Here is a 23533-nt window from a genome sequence, read left to right on the forward strand (position 1 = left end):
AGAAAATTATGAAAAATACAAAATTGTTTTTAGGAATTGCGTTAGTCGCTTTAGGGTTTGCTTCTTGTAAGGATGAAAAAGAAACAGAAGCTCAAAAAACGGTTGACACCTATGTAATGTATGTCGATTCGTTAGGTAATGTTGCTTCATTAGACGCAAAGGGAAACTGGCAGGCTATTGATGCCGATTATCAAATGAGAAGCGTTGAGGCAGATGCTGCTTTGGCAAACTTGAAAGATAAAATTGCAGCTCAGGAACGTATTGATGCCAGCAGAGCAAAATACCTGGAATTGAAAGCTAAAGTAGAAGCAGATTTAACTGCTGATCAACCGGCTGCAGTGGTTAATCCTAAACAACAATTGCGTAATGCTTTATTTGGCGAAGGTAAAATAGGGGATGATATGAACTTTAACTGGGTAAATGCATCGAATATTCACCGTGTATACCAACAGTTTATTCATACTGCTGAAGACCGTAAAGACAGCTATTCTCGTGAAGATTGGGATGAAGTAAAATTGATGTATGAAGCATTAGACAGTCGTAAAAATACAGTAGAAAAAGAAGGACTTACCGCTGAAGATAACAGAAAAATTGCAGGTTTGAAATTTAAATTTGCACCAATGTTGAAACTAAACAGAATGGGAGCAAAATCAGAAGAAATGAAAGAAGCTAAACAATAAACAATTAACTAATTCAATGAGAAAGCGACAGTCAGTAATGGCTGTCGCTTTTTTTTATGCTAAAGAATTTCGGATTTAGAGTAGAACTTTAGCTTAGTTTGTTATTTTGTAAATCTTTGTAATGTCTTTTAATATCTCATCAAAATCTATTTTTAGGTCGACTAATTTTCCGGTATGAATATCAAAAATCCAACCATAAACTTTTAAATTCCGTTCTGTATTTGCTTTTTGAACTTCGGCAGTTTTAATGACATTGATGCATTGTTCCTGCACATTCAATTCTACTAATCGTTTGTATTTTTCGCCTTCGTCTGATATCGAATCAAGTTCTTTTCTGTGAATTCGGTACACATCCCGAATGTTTCTTAACCAAGGATTTAAAATACCTAAGTCTGATTGTTGCATGGCAGCATGAACACCGCCACAACCATAATGTCCGCAAACGACGATATGATTCACCTTTAGATGCATCACGGCATAATTGATAACTGACATCGAATTGAGGTCGGTATTCGGAATCATATTGGCAATATTGCGGTGTACAAAAACCTCTCCCGGTTGTAAACCCATTAGTTCTTCGGCTGAAACACGACTGTCTGAACAGCCAATATATAGAAATTCAGGTGATTGTCCTTTGGCTAATGTGTCAAAATAATTTTCATCTGCCAGTAGTTGTTTGGCAATCCAATTTCGGTTGTTTTCGAAAATTTGTTTGATGTCCATGAGTTTTTTTTAGTTTAAATTTATAAAGCTATACCCTGATTATAAAATGTTCTTTTTCTTGTTCTCTTCTGAAAAATACCAGCCCCCATTGAAACGTATCAATAGTGACAGCCACTTTTGGATGTTTTTTTATAATTTCCCAAGCTTCTTCCATGTCAGGCGACCAATGAATATCATCAAAAATCCAGACACTTTCATTGGTAATCGTTGGCAATAAGGCCTCAAAATAAGCTAAAGTGGCAATTTTAGAATGGTTGCCATCAAAATAGATTAGGTTTTGTGCTTTGGGTTTTGTGCTTTGAGTTTTGAAATATTCGGAAAATTCGGTTACAATAGATTTTACAGTATTGATATTCAATACTTGCAATTGATTTTTTGCAATTGCCATTGTATTTGGACAGCCTTCTAAAGTCGTAAGGGTTGCTTTTGGATTTCCCAACGAAAGCGCAACAGTTGCCAATCCTAAGGAAGTTCCAATTTCTAAAATAGAGTCCGGCTGAAAATAATTTGTGATTCGAAATAATAATTCGGCACGTTTTGGACTAATTCCAGCGGTTTTGGCAATCTTATTAATTTCTCTGGTATTGGATTTAAAAACTTTGGAACCCGCACCAAAATCAGTGACTTCAATCGTGTTTTTGTTTTCTAAAAGGGATTGGCGGTAGCTTTTTAGAATTGAATATTCCGATTTCGATTTTTTGTCATAAAAACATTTCGTCAACAAACTAAATACAAAAGGCGAATGCACCGCATGCTCATTTTTGGAGTGCCAAAGAAATTGTAGGTATGATTTTATTTGAAACAGCATAGGAATCGTTGCAATGAGAGGACGAAGATACTAAGATAATAATCGAAAGGCAAAAAGCATCAAGTAGAAAATTATAAAGTAAAGACTTCGGGCTTGATGACTTTGAAATGGATAAAACTTTAAAAAGGCTATATTTGCTCCCTTGGAATATCTACCAAGAGAAATACCTGTTTTTTATGATGGTGAATGAAGGAATAGAGAATAGTACTGCCATAACTTCGGAAGAAATTGACCGATGCATTGCTATTTTGGCACAATTGAATACAGATACAGACCAAATATTTGAGATTCCAAAAGAACAACGAACTGCTTTAATCAAAGCGGCAGGGCAGTTTTCTCGTCCGGATCGGGAGGAGTTTGCCAAAAGAAAAAAGGACGGAAAAGCAGTAGCCAAACGAAAATTAGAAAAACGAGACAGAACCGCCCGCAAGGAAACCGGAATTCGTCACGCCCGTGAAGCGAGTGTATTTGTAGCGCCAAAATTATTAGCGATGCATGATCTTGCACTCAAAGAACAATTAGAACTCGAAACGCCCAGAAACTGCTATGTCTGTAAAACCGAGTTTACCAGATTGCATCATTTTTATGATACGATGTGTACGGATTGCGGTGATTTTAATTATGCCAAACGCTTTCAAACCGCCGATGTAAAAGGACAAATCGCAGTCATTACCGGCTCTCGCCTCAAAATTGGGTATCACATTACATTAATGCTTTTGCGTGCTGGGGCAACTGTTATTGCAACGACTCGCTTCCCAGTAGATTCTGCTTTGCGGTTTGCTCAAGAGGCTGATTTTATGGATTGGGGACATCGCTTAAAAATTCACGGACTCGATTTGCGGCACATTCCCAGCGTAGAGATTTTCTGTAATTTTATAGAACAAAAATACGAGCGATTGGATATTCTGATTAATAATGCAGCACAAACAGTGCGAAGACCAGCAGGTTTTTATACGCATTTAATGGAAAACGAAGAACGCTCTATAGCATCTTTGCCCAAGCAAGCGCAAGAATTGTTGTTGGACCACACCAATTGCCTCGAAGAATTAAAAGTACTCACAACAGGCGCTTCTTCTAATCAAAATATGCCGGTGACTTGGCACGGACCGGAACCGGGAATTGGTTTAAGGGCTTCCGCCAAATTGTCCCAGATTCCGTATTCGTTTGATAATGCTTTGGTGGCACAAGAAGTTTTTCCGGAAGGAGAACTCGATGCCGATTTACAGCAAGTCGATTTGCGAAAAATAAACAGCTGGCGTTTGAAGTTGGGTCAAATAGAAACTACCGAAATGATCGAAGTACAACTGGTCAATTCCGTGGCACCTTTTGTGTTATGTAACCGTCTTTCGGAAGTGATGAAAAAGGACAATACAGGTAAAAAACACATCATCAATGTTTCGGCAATGGAAGGGAAGTTTTACCGAGATTTCAAGGAAGACCGTCATCCGCATACTAATATGGCGAAAGCCGCTCTGAATATGTTAACGCACACCGCAGCAGGAACCTTGGCCAAAGACGGAATTTTTATGAATGCTGTTGACACCGGTTGGGTAACCGATGAAGATCCTGCCGAATTAGCCAAAAGAAAACAGGAAGAAGAAGATTTTCAGCCGCCATTAGATATTGTTGATGGTGCAGCACGGGTTATGGATCCCTTGTTTGACGGTATTAATACGGGCAAACATTGGTGTGGAAAGTTCCTCAAAGATTACAATCCGATAGCTTGGTAAAAACTTCAGATTTGTAAAATAAAAAACCACAACAGAATCATTTTGTTGTGGTTTTTTTGTTTTCTGTAAGTCGGACTTGAATAGCCTAAGGATTTAATCTTTGAACGCCTTTTTCGATAACATGTTCCGATACTGCAAAGGTGTCTTTTTTGATTTTCCAGAAATTTTTGATAAACGATGCAATCTCATTTTCTAATTCCTCGTGCTCGCTTCTGAATTTATGAGAATCATATTTAAAAGGATCATCAATTAGTTCGGCCAGATGAGTCAAATGTTTAGACGTTTTCTCCAGCAGTTTGTCACAGTTTTTGACGCTTTCAGACAAATCAGACGCTATGGTCCTCATTCCGTCCAGATTTTCTTTGTTGACCAGCCAAATGAAATATTTATCAATGAGATGGTACAAAAAACGCAAATCACTTTTATAAAATTGTAAATCGGACTGCCAATGTTCTGTGAGAACATATAACTCGCGATATTCGGCAGTCCAGATAAAATCGCCTTGTGGTCTTAAACTAAAATTTATCATGATAACTAAGTATAAGATGAATAATTAGAACTTTTGTAAAATTAATTAACTGTTTGAATATCAGTTGTAATAGAAAGCGTGCTCCTGTTCTAAGTTGGGATAGAAGCTATCAAAATCTACTATAAATTTAAGGCTTTTATTTTAAAGAAAATGTTTTTTGCCTTGATTTTATATCTAATATAACCTAAAAATTTAAGTACAATGACCGAAGATTTTGGGTCGTGGACCTAAAATTTTACGTATGGCTACGTAAATTTTTAGGTTGTCAGCGTAAAATTTTACGTCATGAGGGGTAAATTTTTAGGTCTCTAAGGTAAAATTTTACGTACCATGGGGTAAAAACTTGGGTTGTTAGCGTAAAATTTTGCGTAAAACTACTTATAAATAGAGGAATAGCACTATTTGTTGCATTGTGTTTACGTACAATTAATATAAAAAAGGAGATTAAATAATAAACCCTATGAGAGTTTGAATTCTGATAGGGTTATATAATTCAGTGTTACCGCAAAAAGTGTTGAGGTTAGTAATAGAGTGGTTTATCCTTCGATTTTGGCCGAAAGTTCAAACCAGCGCTCCTCTTTCTCTTCAATTTTATTGATGATGTTTTTCAATTCGTTGGCTTTTTTCTCGATGGCTGACTCTTCAATTTTTCCGTCAGAGAATAATTGCTCGATATTTGTTTTCTGGATTTCTAAATCTTTGATTTCACGTTCAATTTTCTGATATTCTTTTTGCTCGTTGAAAGTCAGATTTCCGGTTGGATTATTTTGTTTCCAATCTTTCTTATCCGCTTTATTTTCTTCTTTTTGCGCTACATCGGCGCTGTCTTCATAAGCTCTGAAATCAGAATAATTCCCAGGGAAATCTTCAATCACACCATCACCTCTAAAAACAAATAAGTGATCTACAATTTTATCCATAAAGTACCTGTCATGCGACACCACAAGCAAACAGCCGGGATAATCTAAAAGGAAACTTTCGAGTACATTTAAGGTTACGATATCCAAGTCATTCGTAGGCTCATCCAGAATCAGGAAGTTTGGATTCTGAATCAAAACCGTACATAAATATAAACGTTTCAATTCACCACCGCTTAATTTTTCGACAAAATCATATTGTTTTTTGGCATCAAAAAGAAAACGCTCCAACAATTGCGAAGCCGAAATAATTTTTCCTTTTGTTAACGGAATGTATTCGCCGTATTCTTTGATGATGTCAATCACACGCTGATTCGGTTTCGGATTGATACCAGTTTGTGTGTAATATCCAATTTTTATGGTTTCACCCACTACAACTTTTCCTCCGTCAAGCGGAATTGTTCCAGTCAATAAATTCAGGAAAGTCGATTTTCCGGTTCCGTTTTTACCAATAATCCCGATGCGTTCCCCACGTTGAAAATCAAAACTGAAATTGTCTAAAATGACATGGTCTTTAAACTTTTTGGAGATTTTGTGAAGCTCAATAATCTTGCTTCCCATGCGCTCCATGTTAATTTCCAGTTCTACTTTGTTCTCTCTGCGGCGACTTTGTGCTTTTTCTTTGATAACATAAAAATCATCCTGACGTGATTTTGATTTAGTTGTTCTCGCTTTTGGCTGGCGACGCATCCATTCTAATTCTTTTACGAATAAGTTTTGCGCTTTGTCGACACTGGAATTTTCGGAGGCAATTCGTTCCTCTTTTTTCTCTAAATAATAAGAGTAATTTCCTTTGTATTGGTATAATTTTCCGTTGTCTAATTCAATGATTTCGTTGCAAACACGTTCCAGGAAAAACCGGTCGTGTGTCACCATAAATAAAGTAATATTTTCTTTGGCAAAATAACTTTCTAACCATTCAATCATCTCTAAATCCAAGTGATTCGTAGGCTCATCTAAGATTAATAAGTCTGGGCGATTGATTAGGATTATAGCCAGTGACAAACGTTTTTTCTGTCCGCCTGAAAGATTTTTCACTTTTAATTTAAAATCTTCCAGCTTCAATTTGAACAAAATTTGTTTGAATTGCGTTTCAAAATCCCAAGCATTGTGTTGGTCCATTTGGTCAAAAGCTTTTTGATACGCTTCTTCATCTTCTGGGTTTTCCAATGCTTTTTCGTAGCGCTCAATCACTTTCAAAGTTTCATTATCCGAAGCGAAAATACTTTCTTCAATCGTCAATTCATCCTGCAATTGATGATCTTGTGACAGGAATGCCATTTTGATTTCTTTTCTCAAAACCACTTGTCCCGTGTCCGGCTCATCTTCGCCATTGATAATTTTCATGATGCAGGTTTTCCCCGAACCATTTTTGGCTATAAAGGCAATTTTTTGGTCTTTGTTAATTCCAAAAGAAATGTTTTCAAAAAGTGTTCTTTCCCCAAAAGATTTTGAGATATTTTCGACAGATAAGTAATTCACAAGGCTAATTTTTTTGCAAAAGTAATCTTTTTGAAGCGAAACTTTGTTACTTTCATTCTTTGCGACTTTCCATCTTAAAATATATCTTTGAAAAATGCAACTATCCGTCATCATTCTCAATTATAATGTTCGCTATTTTCTCGAGCAATGTGTTTTAAGCGTTCAAAGCGCCTTGGAAAACATTGACGGCGAAATTATTGTTGTCGATAACAATTCTCCCGATGACAGTTGCTCCATGATGAAAACGCGATTTCCAAACGTTAAACTCATTCAAAACAACGAAAATTCAGGCTTTCCAAAAGGGAATAATATAGGAGTTGCCCAAGCTCAGGGCGAATATATTTGCATTCTCAATCCGGATACCGTTGTTGCCGAAGATACGTTTAGTAAAGTACTGGCTTTCGCCAAAAAACAATCTGATTTAGGCATTGTAGGCGTTAAACTCATTGATGGAACCGGGAATTTCCTCCCCGAAAGTAAACGAGGAATTCCAACGCCTTTTGTTGCTTTTACCAAAATTACCGGTTTGTACAGGATGTTTCCAAAGTCAAAAATCTTCGGGAAATACTACGCAGAACATTTAGACGAAAACCAAACTGGAAAAATCGAAATTCTCGTGGGCGCTTTTATGCTGATGAAACGCGATTTATACCTTGAGATTGGCGGTTTTGATGAAAAATGCTTCATGTATTCGGACGATATTGATTTGTCTTACACTGTTTTGAAGGCTGGAAAATCGAATTATTATTACCATGAAACGACCGTGATTCACTATAAAGGAGAGAGTACGGTGAAAGATGGGACGTATATGAAACGGTTTCAGGAAGCCATGCAGTTTTTTTACCAAAAACATTTTAAGGTTTCTGTTTTATTTTCCGCTTTTATGAAAGTAGGAATTGTCTTTTTTTCTTTGGTTAAACTATTTCAGGGGCAACCCAAAATTAAAACGCCTCCAAAATCTTTTGTTCTTTATTCCTCCAGCGAACAATTAGCTAATAAATTGGTGTTAATTTTGCAAAAAAAAGTAGTATTTCACGACTTAAAAACAGAAAAAATGGTACTTTCGTCACTGCTTAAAGAAGGTGCCGGAACCGAAATTATTCTGGACAACGAATTCGTTTCTTTCAAAGAAAGTATTGCCGTTTTAGCGTCTTTAAAAAACAAAGGATTTACTTTTAAAATTGTACCCAAATATTCTGATTTTTTAATTGGGAGTAATACAAATAGCGAAAGAGGAGAGATTATAGAAATAGAGCGATAAATTGCGTTTAATGTAATTTATATTTAAAATATTTAGTAAATTCGCAAACTGAAAATCAAAATCACCTTTTAGGGTAATAATATGGCAAGATTTGAATTAAAACTTCCAAAAATGGGAGAAAGTGTTGCAGAAGCAACAATAACCAATTGGTTGAAACAAGTTGGAGAAAAAATTGAAGCCGACGAAGCAGTTCTCGAAATTGCTACTGATAAAGTAGACAGCGAAGTGCCAAGTGAAGTTTCGGGTGTTTTAGTAGAACAATTATTTGGTAAAGATGATTTAGTTCAAGTGGGACAAACCATAGCTATTATTGAAACCGAAGGCGATGCAGCTCCTGCAAAAGTAAAAGAAGAAGTTGCTGCTCCAGTTGAAGTAGACACGATTGAAAAAACAATTGCAGCTGTTAAAGAAACTGTTGCGGCTCCGGTAAATTTCTCTGAAAGTGATAAATTCTTTTCGCCTTTAGTAAAAAATATTGCCAAAGAAGAAGGTGTTTCAATGGCTGAATTAGAAAGTATCAGCGGTTCAGGAAAAGAAGGACGCGTTACTAAAGAAGATATTTTGAATTTTGTTGCCAATAAAAAAACAAATCCAACAAAGGTTCAAGAGTCTAAAGAAATAGCATCCCAACCTCAAAAAATAGCAGTCAAAACAGTATCGTCAACAGCCGCTCCGGTTTCTGTAAACGGTGGTGATGAAATGGTAGAAATGGACAGAATGCGCAAGCTGATTTCCGGTTATATGATGGCTTCTATCCAAACTTCAGCACACGTACAATCTTTTATAGAAGTTGATGTTACAAATATTGTAAAATGGAGGGATAAAGTAAAAACAGCTTTCGAAAAAAGAGAAGGTGAGAAGTTGACGTACACACCAATATTCATGGAAGCAGTGGCAAAAGCCTTGAAAGATTTTCCGGGAATGAATATTTCGGTAGAAGGAGATTATATTATCAAGAAGAAAAATATCAATCTTGGAATGGCGGCAGCATTGCCAAACGGAAACTTAATTGTTCCTGTAATTAAAAATGCAGATCAATTGAATTTGGTTGGTATGGCCAAAGCGGTAAATGATTTAGGAAATCGTGCTAAACTGGGAAAATTAAAGCCAGATGATACACAAGGAGGAACGTATACGGTTACAAATGTTGGTTCTTTTGGAAGTGTTTTTGGTACACCAATTATCAATCAGCCGCAAGTTGGGATTTTAGCATTGGGTGCAATTCGTAAAGTGCCTGCGGTTATCGAAACTCCGGAAGGTGATTTTATAGGCATTCGCCAAAAAATGTTTTTATCGCACAGTTACGATCATAGAGTGGTTGATGGTGCGTTAGGAGGAAGTTTTGTAAAACGAGTAGCCGATTATTTAGAAGCTTTTGATGTAGACAGCGATTTTTAATTGTAATCTATTTTAGTATACAAACCCTTTTGGAGTGCTAAACTCTGAAAGGGTTTTTTTTATGAAAAAGGGATTGTTTTTGACAACTTTAAACCGCAAAATTTAAATCAGATTAAACTCAAATTGATATATTTGTATCCGTATAAAAAATAAAAATGGAACTCAAACTCAATAGGCCAATTTGCTTTTTCGACCTGGAAACTACAGGAATTGATATCGGAAAAGATAGAATTGTAGAAATTTCAATATTTAAAGTATATCCTAACGGAAACAAAGAAAGCAAAACATGGTTAGTGAATCCAACTATTCCAATTCCGCCACAAACAACAGCGGTTCATGGAATTACAGATGAAAAAGTAGCCAATGAGCCTACTTTTAATGAGTTGGCATCACAGGTGTATAATATGGTTAAAGACAGTGATTTGGCTGGGTTTAATTCGGATCGATTTGATATTCCTCTATTAGCGGAAGAATTGCTGAGAGCCGGAGTTGATTTTGATATGAAAGGCAGAGTTTCTGTTGATGTTCAAACGATTTTCCATAAAATGGAGGAGCGAACCTTGAGCGCTGCGCTTAAGTTTTATTGTGATAAAGGCCTTGAAAACGCCCATTCTGCGGAAGCGGATACGATGGCTACTTATGAAATATTAAAAGCACAATTAGACCGGTATCCGGAATTGGAAAATGATATGAAATTGCTTTCTGAATTTTCAACTCGGAAAAAGATTGCTGATTTTGCAGGAATGATTGCTTTTGATAAAGATGATGAAGAAATTTTTGCTTTTGGAAAACACAAAGGAGTTAAAGTGCATAAAGTTTTAGAAACTGAACCAGGCTATTTTAGTTGGATTCAGAATGCTGATTTTCCGTTGTATACCAAAAAGGTTTTGACAGCCATTAAATTAAGAAAACTAAATACAAAATAGGTATTGGGTACTGGGTTTTAGGTATTGGGAGTAACATTCCTCTAAAACCCAAAACCCAAAACCCAAAACCCAGAACTCAAAACCCAAAACCCAGAACCCAAAACTCAAGTTATGAAAATAATCTGCATCGGTAGAAATTACACCAACCATATTGAGGAATTACACAATGATAGGCCTACGGAACCAGTGGTTTTTATGAAGCCGGATTCGGCAGTTTTGTTAAAACAGCATCCGTTTGTGATTCCTGAATTCTCGGAGGATATTCACCACGAAATTGAAATTATTGTAAAAATCAGTAAAGTTGGAAAGTATATCGAGCCTAAATTTGCTCATAAATACTATGATGAGATTAGTGTGGGGATTGATTTTACCGCAAGGGATTTGCAAGAAAAATTAAAAGCGAAAGGATTGCCTTGGGAAAAAGCCAAAGCATTTGACGGTTCGGCAGTTATTGGAGAATTTTTGCCTAAAAATCAATTTAGTTCATTAGAAAATATTACATTTGAATTAACTAATAACAATATTACGGTTCAAAAAAGTAATTCAAGTTTTATGTTGTGGAATATTGATGAGCTGATTTCATATGTTTCACAATATTTTACACTAAAAATAGGTGATATTATTTTTACAGGAACGCCGGAAGGAGTTGCTGTTGTAAAACCGGATGATGTTTTAGAAGGATTTTTAGAAGGACAAAAATTATTTAGAATACAAGTAAAATAATGGCTTTAAAATACAACCTTTCCAAAGTGTACGCACTTTCAGACAACGATCCAGAATTTGTAAAAGAGATTTTGACACTGTTCGTTACCGAAGTTCCAGACGATTTATTACAAGTTAAAGAAGGAATAAAAAAGAAAGATCATAAACATGCGTATGCTTATGCTCATAAAATAAAACCCAGTTTAGATTTGTTAGGTTTAAATGTAGCTTTTGAAGAAATTCTGCAAATAGAAGCCTGGACAAAAACTGAAGGGAAAAAGAAAGATATTAAAGAGACCTTCAAGAGTGTTAAAACTCAAGTAAGTGATGCAATCAAAGAAATAAAAAAAGACTTTGATTTGTAGTTTTTTACTTCATTCGTAGCAAAAAAACTCCCAATTTAATACAAACAATAAAGATTCGCCATTTTGGTTTTGAGTCTTTTTTTTGTTTGTGTTTACTTTAAAAACAACAGGTTATCAATCCTGATAAATACTTCCAAAAATGAAAGCAACCATAATTACTATTGGCGACGAAATTTTAATAGGACAAATTGTAGATACAAATTCTGGTTTTATAGCTAAATCATTAGATAGAATTGGAGTAGAGATTCATGAAATGATTTCGATTTCGGATAATAAACAGCATATTTTAGATACTTTTTTGAAGCTTCAAAATGCGGTTGATTTAGTGATTATAACCGGAGGTTTAGGACCGACAAAAGATGATATTACCAAAAAAACATTTTGTGATTATTTTGAAGATGAATTGGTTGTTAATCAAGATGTTTTGACTCATGTAACACAACTTATAGAAGGTTTTTATAAACGTACTATAACGCAAATCAATAAAGATCAAGCGCTTGTTCCTTCAAAATGCACGGTACTTCATAACCAAGTGGGAACCGCTCCGGGAATGTGGATGAAAAAAGAAAATACAGTCTTTATTTCGCTTCCGGGAGTTCCTTTTGAAATGAAATATTTGGTTGAGAATGAAATAATTCCCAAAGTAGTCAAGGAATATAAGCGACCTTACATTATTCACAAAACAATTCTTACTTATGGACAAGGCGAAAGTATGGTCGCTGAACGTATTGAAGAATGGGAAAATAACCTTCCTGAGTTTATTAAATTGGCCTATTTACCTGCGCCGGGAAGAGTTCGTTTGAGGCTTTCTGCACGAGGTACTGATAAGGAGAAGTTAGAGGCTGCTATTGAAGCAAATGTCAACTCATTGGATGCAATCATCCACGATATAATTGTTGGTTTTGATGATGACGAAACGATTGAAGTTGTGGTAGGAAGATTGTTGAAAAAACAACTTAAAACCATCGCTACAGCAGAAAGTTGTACGGGTGGAAAAATTGCGGAAGTTTTGACGTCGGTTCCGGGGGCTTCAACCTATTTTAAAGGTAGCGTGGTTTCGTATGCAACTGATGTGAAAATTAATGTTTTAGGTGTGTCAGAAAGTTTAATACAAGAGCATTCTGTAGTTAGTGCAGAAGTGGCTTCGGCTATGGCTTTGCGCGTAAAGCAAATGATGCAAACAGACTATGCAATTGCCACTTCAGGAAATGCCGGACCTACAAAAGACGATACAGATGCGGCGGTTGGTTCTGTTTTTATAGCATTGGCTACGCCAAATGAAGTAATTGTTGAAGAATTTAATTTTGGCCAACCCCGTGAAAAAGTGATAGATAGAGCGACGATTAAGAGTTTAGAAATGCTGCAGAAAGAAATTTTAAAAAATGTATCATAATTTTTTTGCTTCATCCGTTTATTTTTCTTTTCTTTGCACCCTGATTTTGAATAACGATAAAAGATAAGTATAATGTCAAGAGTTTGTGACCTTACAGGTAAAAGAGCGATGGTAGGAAATAACGTTTCTCACGCTATGAATAAGACTAAGAGAAAATTTTCTGTAAACTTAGTTAAAAAGCGTTTTTATCTTCCAGAAGAAGATAGATGGATTACTCTAAGAGTAGCTGCATCTACGATAAAAACAATTAACAAAAATGGAATCGCTGCAGTTTTGAAAAAAGCGCAGTCAGAAGGATTTATTAAATAATCTTTTCCAAAATAAATATATAGCAAGATGGCAAAGAAAGGAAATAGAATCCAGGTAATTTTAGAATGTACTGAACACAAAACATCAGGTGTTGCAGGAACTTCAAGATACATAACAACAAAGAACAAAAAAAATACTCCAGACAGATTAGAGATTAAAAAATTTAATCCAATCTTGAAACGTGTAACTGTTCATAAAGAAATTAAATAATAATTAGTCATGGCAAAGAAAACCGTAGCATCGTTACAAACCGCTTCTAAAAGATTATCAAAAGCCATCAAAATGGTGAAATCTCCAAAAACTGGTGCATATACATTCGTAGAATCTATTATGGCTCCTGAAGCAGTTGATGAATTCTTGAAAAAGAAATAATTCATAATTACATTATATAGAAAAGCTACTTTCATTCGGAAGTAGCTTTTTTATTTTCTATATTTACCGTTCTAAATTCGTAAGTGTTTTTTAGATAATTAAAAACAAACAATTGGATTTTTGAATTCCCAAATCTCCATTCGTAAATCTCAAATCAAAATGAGTTTTTTCAAAAGAATATTTTCATCAGATAAAAAAGAAACATTAGACAAAGGTCTTGAAAAATCTAAAACAACTTTTTTTTCCAAGTTAACCAAAGCGGTTGCGGGGAAATCTAAGGTTGATGACGAAGTTTTAGATAATTTGGAAGAAATACTTGTTTCTTCGGATGTTGGAGTGAATACTACTCTTAAAATAATTACCCGTATTGAAAATCGTGTTGCTTCAGATAAATATTTGGGCATAGACGAATTGAATCAGATATTAAGAGAAGAGATAGCTGGTTTATTGTCTGAAACCAATACAGGAGAAGCCACAGAATTTGTAATACCTATTCAAACGAAGCCTTATGTTTTAATGGTTGTTGGTGTCAACGGAGTTGGTAAAACGACCACCATCGGGAAGCTGGCTTATCAATTTAACAAAGCGGGTTATAAAGTAGTTTTGGGTGCTGCGGATACTTTTCGTGCTGCGGCTATTGATCAATTACAGATTTGGGCAGACCGAGTAGGTGTTGCTATTGTAAAGCAAAATATGGGGAGCGATCCAGCTTCTGTTGCTTTTGACACGTTGCAATCGGCAGTGGCGCAAGATGCGGATATTGTTATTATTGATACAGCGGGACGTTTACACAATAAAGTTAATTTGATGAACGAATTGACTAAAGTAAAACGAGTAATGCAAAAAGTAGTTGCGGATGCGCCACACGATGTATTATTAGTTCTGGATGGTTCTACAGGTCAAAACGCTTTTGAACAAGCCAAACAATTTACTGCTGCTACTGAAGTTACTGCTCTTGCCGTAACAAAGTTAGACGGAACGGCAAAAGGTGGTGTTGTCATTGGTATTTCGGATCAATTTCAGATTCCGGTAAAATATATTGGTGTTGGTGAAGGAATCGAAGATTTGCAAGTGTTCAACAAATATGAATTTGTGGATAGTTTCTTTAAATAAAAAATCCTTGTCAAAGTTTTGAACTTTGACAAAGATTACTTTAATAATAGTACAATGAATTTCTCTTCTTTTAAAAATAGTAATCCTATTTATTTTTATTTTGCCAGTATTATTGCTTTTGTTTTATCCAATATTGTAAGAGACAAAAATCTCAGTATTTACTATGTTTTATTGATACTTGGATTGGTTTTCTTTGTTTTAGGTTTTATGAAACGAATGAAAACGAAGTAGTTTTTATTGGTACAAAGCACTGATTTTTGTCCATAATTCTGCGTCAAAACCTGATAAAGCAAAAGTTGGGTTTTCAGGATTGGCTACATCTCCCATGCGAATTACTACCATTTTTTTACTCGGAATCACATAGATTTTTTGGTCGTTTTTGCCTAAAGCCATGAACATATCGTTTGGTGCAGTAGAGATTAAACTACCGTTAAATTGCAATTGAGTTTGTGGCAAATGATAACTTGATTTTCCGTTTAACCACCATAAATAGCCATATCCAAGATTGATGGATTGCGATGTATTGGTTGCTTCGTTGAAGTAATTTTCATTCAGAATAACGGTATTGTCCCATTTTCCTTTGTTGTACATAAGTAATCCAAAACGAGCCATGCTTCGGGTTGTGCTCCAATAAACATTGTTGTTGTCTAGCTGAATCCAAGTTCCTGACATCCCTATTTTATCTCTCAATTTTGTATTGAAATAACTCGACCAGGTTTGTCCTGACGCTTGCGCAATGACATCTTGTAATTTTACATATACATTATGGTAGGCCCATCGGGAACCGGCATCGGCTTTGTAGGTTAGTTTTGCAGGAGTGACATCATCACCATTAGCAATATCTTCAATGCCTGAGGTCATGCTGAGCAAATGCTTGTTAGTGATTAAATTTTCTTTGGCTAATGGCATACTGGTCCAGCCGGTACCAATGTAATCTGAGACTTTATTATTGATGTTTAGTAAACCTTCTTGTTGTGCAATTCCTGTAAGGGTTGCCGTTAATGTTTTTCCGGCACTTGCCCAATACCAACCTGTTTCTTGCGTGTGTCCGTTGAAATAATTTTCCATTACAATTCGTCCGTTGACGAGAATGATGAATCCTTTTGAGTTTTTGAGTTCCAAATAATCTAATAATGGCTGAACTGCAGCTTGATTCCATCCTAAACTTGAGATGGTTTTAGTTTCCCAAACCGTACCTGTTATTGGGGGGAAATAGATATTTTCTGTTGGAGTTGGAGTGGGATCTGGAGTTTCGGAAGCACAACTGATACAAAACAATGCAATTAGCAGGGGGTAAACTTTTCTTGCCATGGTTTTTTGGTTTTTAGTTAAGACCAAAAATATAGAAAATAGTTTAATGTGTTTTTTAATTTTTTTTGTTTTCTTTGAATTGAATAAGACTAACTTTGTGGGATTGAAAAAGGGCTCTTTAATTGGAATGTCCTAGCCCTGATGGAAGCGGCATCCTTTTTCTTGTGATTCTGACGAAGGAAGAATTACAAGAAAAAGATATAGTGTACAGCAGGAAACAGCTCCCGATGATTCTGATATTTGTAAGGAGAGGACGTAATTAAATAATAAATTTTATATGAAAAATGTATTTAGGATTCTGATTGTATCCTTGTTTTTTGTGGCTTGTCAGCCAAAAATAAAACCTGCCGAAATAGTAAAACTAAATGGGTATTGGGAAATTGAAAAAGTTGTACTGGCGGAGGGGAAAGATAAGGAGTATAGCATGAATGAAAATTTTGATTATTTTGAGATTGATAAAACTAACAAAGGGTTTCGGAAAAAAGTAATGCCTCAATTAGACGGTACTTTTTTAGTCAATGATACGTATGAAAATGTGACGGTACGATTTGCTGATGACAAAGTTTTTTTAGATTATGCTACGCCTTACATGAAGTGGAGTGAGGAATTGATTGCGCTGTCTGATGATGAATTAGTGCTTAAAAATAAAGAGAAAAAAGAATATCATTATAAAAAAACAGGTTCGATAAATCTTCTGGATGATGGCAAAACGACTAAATAATCAAAGTACGGTTGGGGATGTTCTGAAACAAATTATCCAAGTAAATAAGTTGCAACCCGGAATGGATCAAATTGATGTGAAAGAGGCTTGGAAAAACCTTATGGGCAATGGGGTAAACAGTTATACCAGAAATGTGGTTTTGAAAGGGACTACTTTATATGTTGAACTTACATCTTCGGTTTTGCGGGAAGAATTGAGTCATGGTAAGTCTAAAATTATAGCTATGATCAATGAGGAATTGCGCCGTGATGTGGTGAAAGATGTTATTCTGCGATAATTAATTACCGTTTAAATTATAGTTTAAAAAAATCCAGTTTCAATTTTGAAACTGGATTTTTTTATTTGTAATCTGAATACTAGAATTGCTCTCTTCCTGAAAAATGGAAAGCCCCTTCGATAGCTGCGTTTTCATCACTGTCAGAACCGTGAACGGCATTTTCTCCAATTGAAGTGGCGTATGCTTTACGAATGGTACCTTCGGCAGCTTCAGCAGGATTTGTAGCTCCTATTAACGTTCTGAAATCCTCTACTGCATTGTCTTTTTCTAAAATAGCAGCAACAATTGGTCCTCTTGACATAAATTCTACTAACTCTCCGTAAAATGGTCTTGCAGCGTGAACGGCATAAAAAGCTTGAGCATCAGCAACTGTTAATTGTGTTAATTTCAAAGAAACGATTTTGAAACCTGCAGTAGTAATCATTGCCAGAATGTTTCCGATGTGCCCGTTTGCAACCGCATCAGGTTTAATCATTGTAAATGTTCTATTTGTAGCCATTTGTATGTGTTTGTTAAATTTTGTGCAAAAATAGACTTTTTTTGTTGATTTATTTTATCAAAAAAACAATTTTAGGCACATTATGTGTTATTTTCGAGATTGCTCTTGGACTTTAAACTTTAAAAATCAGTTTGTTTTTATAGGTATATCCTATAAAATAGCCTTGCTTATGGCAAGGTGATAATTTTGAAATTACTTTCTAAAGGGTGTAATTGCTTGATGAGTTCAGGAATCAAAGCGGGACCGTTTTCGATATAAAACTCCGAAAAATTAGCTTGACGTTCCTGTAAACTTGTATTGGGAAACAACTCGTTTTGCAAGTCGGTTATGCGTTCTAAAACATCGTTTAATTTTCTTTTTTGGGCTTTCAGCAATCGTTTTTCAAGATTTTCTAATCCTTTTATTTGTTTGGTTTCTTGTGCTTTTACCGCTCCTGCAAAGGATTTGTCTGTTTGATTGGAAATGGCATGTAAGGATTCAAATTGTTTACGCAATTGCTCTTTCAAATGAATTAAATCTATTGGAAATTCGGATAATTCTTTGGTTTTACGGTTGACCAAATCCGTTTGTTTGGCAAATAAATCGTTCCAGCTTAAGTGGAGTTTGTCTGCTTTTTTGGCTTGTTTTTCGGTAGCCAAAAGCGCTGAATTTCGAAGTAAAAGTATCGGAAAAGTAACGTTTACTTTTTCAAAAAAAGATTTTAGTTCTAGCCAATATGCAATTTCTCCGCCTCCGCCAATGTAGCATAAATTAGGCAAAATCACTTCCTGATACAACGGACGCATGATGACATTGGGGCTAAATTTCTCCGGATGATTTTCCAGCAGGGCTAAAATTTCGGTGGTGGTAAACGTAATTTTTGTGTGGTTTACTTTATAGATTCCGTTTTCAAGAATGATGCGCTCCCGAATAGTATCTTCAATATAAAACAAATTGATTTCCCGCGGATTCACCTGAATGGTGTAGTCTTTTAGTTTTTCGGCGGTTTTCATTACTGCTTTATACGAGGATTGGTGTAGTAATTCCTCTTTTATATAAGGAATAAAAGTTCGTTTTAAATCGGCATTATCGGCATCGAGGATCACTAATCCGTAGGCTCCAAAAAGGCTATTGGCTAAATAGCGTGTGGCATCGGCCAAGGTATCGTGTTGCAGATACGAATCTTCAAATAGTTTTTTGATGGCGTTTGCATTCGTTCCAGCTCCTATTTCTAATGCAAAAATGGCTAAAAAATCATCTAATCCTTCGGTCGAAAGGCGGCCTACAGGTCCCGAACTTTCTTTGTTCCATCTGAATTTTTTGCCTTTAAAATTAAAATAATTTATTTCTTCAAAATCATGGTCTTCTGTTGCCATCCAGTAAACGGGAACAAAATTTGACGCAGGATATTTCTTTTTCAATTCGGTGGTCAAATTAATGGTCGAAATGATTTTGTACAGAAAATACAAAGGCCCGCTGAACAAATTGAGTTGATGTCCTGTTGTTACCGTAAAAGTATTTGCAGCAGCAAGAGCGGCAATGTTTTGATGGGTCAAAGCGGAAGTTTCCAGATTTGAATATTGTTTTTCTAATGCTGCAACAAGTGTTTGTCTTTTACCATCGCCATCGGCATTGAAATTGAGCTGCTTCTCGGCGATTTGCTTTTCAAAGTTCTCCAGGGTGGGAAAATGATTGTATAAAGTGTCTAAATCCGGTTTTTGATCTAAATAATCATTCATCAAAGCAGAAAAATATCCGGAATTTTGATAGCTGATACAGTCGGTAGGCATAGTTTTGAGTTTCTAAATTTGATGCTAAAATAAGAAAAAGTAAAGGTATGTTTTTTTGGTTTAAGATATGTTTAGGAAAATAGTACTTATCGCTTTAAGCTGAAATGGCCTCTATACTCTTTTCCGTCAGCTCTGGTTACAACAAACCAATAATCAGTGGCGAAAAGTTTCATTCCGTCATAAGTTCCATCCCAACTATCTGCATTGGAATTTAAAATTTTAATTATTTTACCAAATCGATCGAATATTTTTGCTGTTAAATATACTTCTTTATCCGAAAAATTGATTTTCCAAGTATCATTATATCCATCGCCGTTTGGGGTGAAGAATCTTGGAAACATTAATAAATAAACTTCATTGGTTGCCGTTCCACAGCCGTTTTTGTCTCTAACGAGAACATTATATTTTCCGCTGATTATTCCTGTAAATTGATTGCTGGTTTGATAGTTTACGCCATCAATTGAATATTCATAATCTCCGTCTCCGGTAGCTAAAACGGTTATCACATTCTCGTTATCCGTCCAATCTTTGGTTTCGATGGTACTAATTATAGCTTTATTTGATTTTTTCACCAAGAAGTTTTTGGTACTCGAACACGAAAGGGTATTGTAAGTATCAGTTACTGTTACTGAAAATTCTCCTGGATTTTCTACTGTTATGGATTGTGTTGTTGCTCCATTGGACCACAAATAGCTGTCAAATCCATCACCGGCATCAATCCTAATACTATTGTTTTCACATATTGGTACAATATCCTGAATATTAATAACTGGTTTAGATAAAAGAGTCAATTTTATTTCGGTAACAGCATAACAAGACGTATTTGAATTGATGCGAACAAAGATTTTATTTTCTCCTGTAACTAATTTGTGACTTAAGAAATTAGTTATTTTATTGGTTGCCGTTTCATTTTCTGCACCGGAAAAGGAATTGAAATAAGTGAAACTATAATCAGTTGTATTTGAAATGAGGTTAGAATTATAACTGCTCAAATCCACGGTTTCAGTTCCATCATTCAAATCATCACATAATAATTCAGCATAATTATTTGCAGGTAAAGTAGAAATAAGTGCAACAGTTATGGATAATCTGGTTGTACTTTCACAACCATTTAGTGTTTGTGTAGCATAATAAGTTTGTCCGTTTAACAAAGGAGTTGAAAGGGGTAAAATGTTTCCTGAAGTTGAATTATCATACCACTTTATATTTGTTCCAGTAGTTACAATAGTATTTAAAGTAGGATTTTGGCTGGTACAAAAAGTTTGATTTGAATTTCCTGTTGGAGTTGTCGTATTTTGGATGTTTACTAAGACAGGAATTCTTTCGCTTTCACAGCTGCTAATAGTTTGCGAAGCGTAATAAGTGATTCCGTTTTGTAATGGAGTTACAGTTGTTAATAAATTTCCATCAGTCAAAGCATCATACCATTTTATATTTTGACCAGTGATCGTGATTGAACTTAAATTTGCATTTTGTTGGATGCAGAAGTTTTGGGGAGAAGTTGTAGTTGGTAATGGTTGACTGTTGATGATAACTGTTTGGTTTTGAGTAGCTATGTTTCCATTTCCATCGTCATAGTTCCAATTGATAGTATAAGATCCTGGTAAACTATAAGAAAGTTGATTTGCAGTTGTTGCTATAATTACTCCAGCACAAACATCTGTTGCAGTTGGGATTGTAGTGACTATTGAGTTGCAATCGCCGGTTAATATGGGAAGTGTTGTTAAATCTGGAATTGGAGGTAGTTTATCTTCGATGACAACAATAAAATCTAAAATACCATCGCATCCGCCTATAGTTCCTGTTATTTTACAACTGTATTGACCACTATTTGATGCGATTGCATTGGGTATTATTGGATTTTGTTCAGTTGAAGTAAAGTTGTTCGGTCCAGTCCAAGCATAATTGGTACCACCTGATGCTTTTAGTTCTAGCGTATTTCCTATGCAGATTGGGGAATTGCTGGATGCTTTGGCTGTTGATGAGCAGTCTTTAAATTTCACAAGAAAATTATCCTGATTATCTCCAATTGTAGTTTGATATGCCCCGGGAGTAGCAATACCTGATGTACTTCCATTGGTAATACAATACAAATAAATATTTTGTTGATTGTCAAGATGAATTGTAGACAATTGTTCTGTTCTATTTCCTCCATAATAAGTTCCCCATACTCTTTGCCCTAAATTGTTTAACTTTATGAAATATACTTTATATAAATTGATTTTATTTGGCATATAGCCATCAGGAGTTGCAATACCATCATAAAGGCTTGTTTGCCCAGAAAAATAGGTTTCCCCAATGTTATTTACGTCAATACTTCCCATTTCTTCTATGAAATAAGTTCCCCAATTCTTTGTTTGTGTTTTAACATTAAATGAAACGATATAGCTATTTTCTTCAGATGATAGATGCGAACCATTCCAACTAGTATCTACGGTTTGAAAACTTTCATAAAAGGTGTTCGGAGTAGCAATTGTTGTTTTGTTTGTAGTTTTACCCATTAAAAACAAATTATCTCCTTGAAGTTTTGCTCTAAAAATGAAACTATTATCACAAATATATGTTCCCCAAACACGTTGCCCATCGAGAGTAAATTTTACAATCATACCTCCATAATGATTATCATTATTAATTTCTTGGTAGGCACCTGGAGTCGCAATATTAGCATTACTGCTTTGTATTCCAGTAGTATATAAAAAACCGTCGTTTGAAATTGAAATATTGTAAAATCTTTCTGCGCCTAACCCACCATAAAAAGTTCCCCAGAGTCTATTTCCAGAAGAATCAAATTTTGCAATAAAACCATCGGTACTGTTATTATTGTTTGCATTATTGACTTGATGTGCACCTGATGAAGACATCACATCTGTACTATTAGTTTCTCCGGCAATGTAAACATTGTCAGAATTATCAATAGATATTGAATGTGCCTCTTCATTACCATTCCCTCCATAATATGTAGCCCATTCTCGAATGCCTACATTGTTTAATTTTACAAGAATAACATCAATATAATCATTTTTAACTGCCTGAAAAGCTCCAGGAGTAGCCATATTTGTACTATATTGCTCTTCCGCTGCGAAATAAAGATTGCTGTTAGAATCTGTTTTTATTATAGCTGTATGTGAGTTCCAAAGGCCCATATCTGTATAAAAATAAGTTCCCCAAATGTGATTTCCATTGGTGTCGAGTTTAGCAAAGAACAAATTAGTAGTACCTATTAAATTTGATGAGTTTGTTCCAGTTGTGGCAATATTTGTTGTGCTCCAAGTTGCACCAGATATAAAAACATCATTATTGCTATTGGTCGTAATATCAGAGGTAAATTCCATACCTTCTCCTCCGTAATAAGTACCCCAAAGTCTTATAGGCACAGGATCAATTATCACCGTTTTATTAGAAACGTTTTCATTACTTCTAAAACCATAAACGTCTTTTTTGATTTTGGTGTAATCAACAGTAATCTCCTTTTTGTCCTTTCCGTTTTCTGTCCAACTCATTGGCAAGGTTTCTTCCATTGCGCCAAAGCGAACCTGCATTCGGATTTTATTGTTAACCAACTCGGTTTTCGCACCGTTAAATTTCAATTGGATATCCGATATTTTTCCATAAGGATGAACCACAAAATTGTATTCAACAGCTTTTAGACTGTCTTTTGGAATGGTGAAAACAACATCAATATTGGGATAAATATTTTTATAGGTAATTTGCTTGTATTGATGGACCATCAAAACGCCATCGGGTTTATTGGGTACATTGTAATAATTGTTATAATCCTTTGATTTCTCTTCTGTAATAAGTTCTACTCTGGGATTAGAATTCACAAAATCGATGTCTATTCTGTGATAAATGTACTCTAATTTATAATCAGGAACTTTTCCTTTGTCAGTTTCTGGAAAGGTAGCAAAAAGCGCTTTTTCTTTTTTGGTGTATTTTATTGGGCGCTTTTTGGTTTCATAAATGTCATAAGAAAACCCATTACTTTTAATCTGGACATTCAATCCATTAGTGTTCAATAGGTATTTTACTTCAGTATTGGGTTTTCCTTTCTGGTCAATAATCTGTCCTTTGTTTTCTTTAAAGCCTATTGATTGGCTTTTATTTTGGGCAAATATATTAGATGCAAAAAATAAAATTATTAGGAGTAATTTGTATTTCATTTATTTTAAGTTTCAAAGTTGTAAATGTAATTAAATATCTACAAATTAAAATAATAATAAAGTTCCAAATAGTAAAAAGGAGCATTCA

At 35.1% G+C, this 23533-nt stretch carries 22 protein-coding genes; 14 read left to right on the forward strand and 8 right to left on the reverse strand.

Annotated features, from left to right (window positions below):
- Positions 1-8 precede the first annotated feature (8 nt).
- Positions 9-680, forward strand: coding sequence for a hypothetical protein (locus O6P34_RS08855; protein WP_269684151.1), 672 nt, complete (start codon positions 9-11; stop codon positions 678-680).
- Between the two features lie 93 nt (positions 681-773).
- Here O6P34_RS08855 and O6P34_RS08860 read toward each other — a convergent pair whose 3' ends face one another.
- Together O6P34_RS08860 and O6P34_RS08865 are read right to left on the reverse strand one after the other, a co-directional pair.
- A complete protein-coding gene (locus O6P34_RS08860) occupies positions 774-1403 on the reverse strand; it encodes a carbonic anhydrase (RefSeq protein ID WP_269684152.1) in 630 nt (209 codons plus the stop codon).
- A gap of 28 nt (positions 1404-1431) precedes the next feature.
- Entirely contained in the window at positions 1432-2211 is a 780-nt protein-coding gene (locus O6P34_RS08865; protein ID WP_269684153.1) for an O-methyltransferase, read from the reverse strand.
- Positions 2212-2390: 179 nt separating this feature from the next.
- Between O6P34_RS08865 and O6P34_RS08870 the strand changes: the two genes are divergently transcribed.
- A complete protein-coding gene (locus O6P34_RS08870) occupies positions 2391-3941 on the forward strand; it encodes an SDR family NAD(P)-dependent oxidoreductase (RefSeq protein ID WP_432419591.1) in 1551 nt (516 codons plus the stop codon).
- 85 nt (positions 3942-4026) lie between these two features.
- Here the strand turns inward: O6P34_RS08870 and O6P34_RS08875 are convergent, their stop codons facing one another.
- Both O6P34_RS08875 and O6P34_RS08880 read right to left on the reverse strand, forming a co-directional pair.
- On the reverse strand, positions 4027-4470 hold the full coding sequence (locus tag O6P34_RS08875) for a hypothetical protein (RefSeq protein WP_269684154.1): 444 nt from the start codon (positions 4468-4470) through the stop codon (positions 4027-4029).
- 536 nt (positions 4471-5006) lie between these two features.
- Positions 5007-6869, reverse strand: coding sequence for an ABC-F family ATP-binding cassette domain-containing protein (locus O6P34_RS08880; protein WP_269684155.1), 1863 nt, complete (start codon positions 6867-6869; stop codon positions 5007-5009).
- 94 nt (positions 6870-6963) lie between these two features.
- Here O6P34_RS08880 and O6P34_RS08885 point away from each other — a divergent pair, with 94 nt between their 5' ends.
- The 10 genes from O6P34_RS08885 (at position 6964) to ftsY (ending at position 14708) form a co-directional block, all read left to right on the forward strand.
- A complete protein-coding gene (locus tag O6P34_RS08885; protein ID WP_269684156.1) occupies positions 6964-8130 on the forward strand; it encodes a glycosyltransferase family 2 protein in 1167 nt (388 codons plus the stop codon).
- Positions 8131-8211: 81 nt separating this feature from the next.
- Positions 8212-9528, forward strand: coding sequence for a dihydrolipoamide acetyltransferase family protein (locus O6P34_RS08890; protein ID WP_269684157.1), 1317 nt, complete (start codon positions 8212-8214; stop codon positions 9526-9528).
- 155 nt (positions 9529-9683) lie between these two features.
- Positions 9684-10454 carry a 3'-5' exonuclease gene (locus O6P34_RS08895; protein ID WP_269684158.1) on the forward strand — a complete coding sequence of 257 codons (771 nt, stop codon included), beginning with the start codon at positions 9684-9686 and terminating at the stop codon, positions 10452-10454.
- Positions 10455-10565: 111 nt separating this feature from the next.
- Positions 10566-11177 (forward strand): fumarylacetoacetate hydrolase family protein, encoded by a 612-nt coding sequence (locus tag O6P34_RS08900; protein WP_269684159.1) that lies wholly within the window; start codon positions 10566-10568, stop codon positions 11175-11177.
- Positions 11177-11521, forward strand: a complete 345-nt coding sequence (locus tag O6P34_RS08905; protein WP_269684160.1) for an Hpt domain-containing protein — start codon at positions 11177-11179, stop codon at positions 11519-11521. Before O6P34_RS08900 ends, O6P34_RS08905 begins: the two co-directional genes overlap by 1 nt.
- Before the next feature lie 139 nt (positions 11522-11660).
- Entirely contained in the window at positions 11661-12914 is a 1254-nt protein-coding gene (locus O6P34_RS08910; protein WP_269684161.1) for a CinA family nicotinamide mononucleotide deamidase-related protein, read from the forward strand.
- Between the two features lie 72 nt (positions 12915-12986).
- Positions 12987-13223: a 50S ribosomal protein L28 gene (rpmB, locus tag O6P34_RS08915; protein ID WP_024980263.1), complete on the forward strand. Its 237-nt coding sequence runs from the start codon at positions 12987-12989 to the stop codon at positions 13221-13223.
- 27 nt (positions 13224-13250) lie between these two features.
- On the forward strand, positions 13251-13433 hold the full coding sequence (gene rpmG, locus O6P34_RS08920) for a 50S ribosomal protein L33 (protein ID WP_017495179.1): 183 nt from the start codon (positions 13251-13253) through the stop codon (positions 13431-13433).
- Between the two features lie 9 nt (positions 13434-13442).
- A complete protein-coding gene (locus O6P34_RS08925; protein ID WP_066310049.1) occupies positions 13443-13595 on the forward strand; it encodes a DUF4295 domain-containing protein in 153 nt (50 codons plus the stop codon).
- A gap of 159 nt (positions 13596-13754) precedes the next feature.
- Positions 13755-14708, forward strand: coding sequence for a signal recognition particle-docking protein FtsY (ftsY, locus tag O6P34_RS08930; protein WP_269684162.1), 954 nt, complete (start codon positions 13755-13757; stop codon positions 14706-14708).
- A 234-nt stretch (positions 14709-14942) separates the two neighbouring features.
- Here the strand turns inward: ftsY and O6P34_RS08935 are convergent, their stop codons facing one another.
- A complete protein-coding gene (locus tag O6P34_RS08935; protein WP_269684163.1) occupies positions 14943-16019 on the reverse strand; it encodes a serine hydrolase domain-containing protein in 1077 nt (358 codons plus the stop codon).
- Positions 16020-16296: 277 nt separating this feature from the next.
- Between O6P34_RS08935 and O6P34_RS08940 the strand changes: the two genes are divergently transcribed.
- Positions 16297-16740 (forward strand): lipocalin family protein, encoded by a 444-nt coding sequence (locus O6P34_RS08940; RefSeq protein ID WP_269684164.1) that lies wholly within the window; start codon positions 16297-16299, stop codon positions 16738-16740.
- Positions 16721-17017 (forward strand): DciA family protein, encoded by a 297-nt coding sequence (locus O6P34_RS08945; protein WP_269684165.1) that lies wholly within the window; start codon positions 16721-16723, stop codon positions 17015-17017. The genes O6P34_RS08940 and O6P34_RS08945 overlap by 20 nt, the downstream gene beginning before the upstream one ends.
- 79 nt (positions 17018-17096) lie before the next feature.
- Here O6P34_RS08945 and O6P34_RS08950 read toward each other — a convergent pair whose 3' ends face one another.
- The 3 genes from O6P34_RS08950 to O6P34_RS08960 form a co-directional block, all read right to left on the reverse strand.
- Positions 17097-17516 (reverse strand): nucleoside-diphosphate kinase, encoded by a 420-nt coding sequence (locus tag O6P34_RS08950; protein WP_269684166.1) that lies wholly within the window; start codon positions 17514-17516, stop codon positions 17097-17099.
- Between the two features lie 167 nt (positions 17517-17683).
- Positions 17684-19285, reverse strand: a complete 1602-nt coding sequence (gene bshC, locus O6P34_RS08955; protein ID WP_269684167.1) for a bacillithiol biosynthesis cysteine-adding enzyme BshC — start codon at positions 19283-19285, stop codon at positions 17684-17686.
- Positions 19286-19371: 86 nt separating this feature from the next.
- Positions 19372-23445 carry a DUF7948 domain-containing protein gene (locus tag O6P34_RS08960; protein WP_269684168.1) on the reverse strand — a complete coding sequence of 1358 codons (4074 nt, stop codon included), beginning with the start codon at positions 23443-23445 and terminating at the stop codon, positions 19372-19374.
- Positions 23446-23533: the final 88 nt, after the last annotated feature.

This window comes from Flavobacterium lacustre, assembly GCF_027474525.2.
Taxonomy (GTDB): Bacteria; Bacteroidota; Bacteroidia; order Flavobacteriales; family Flavobacteriaceae; genus Flavobacterium; species Flavobacterium lacustre.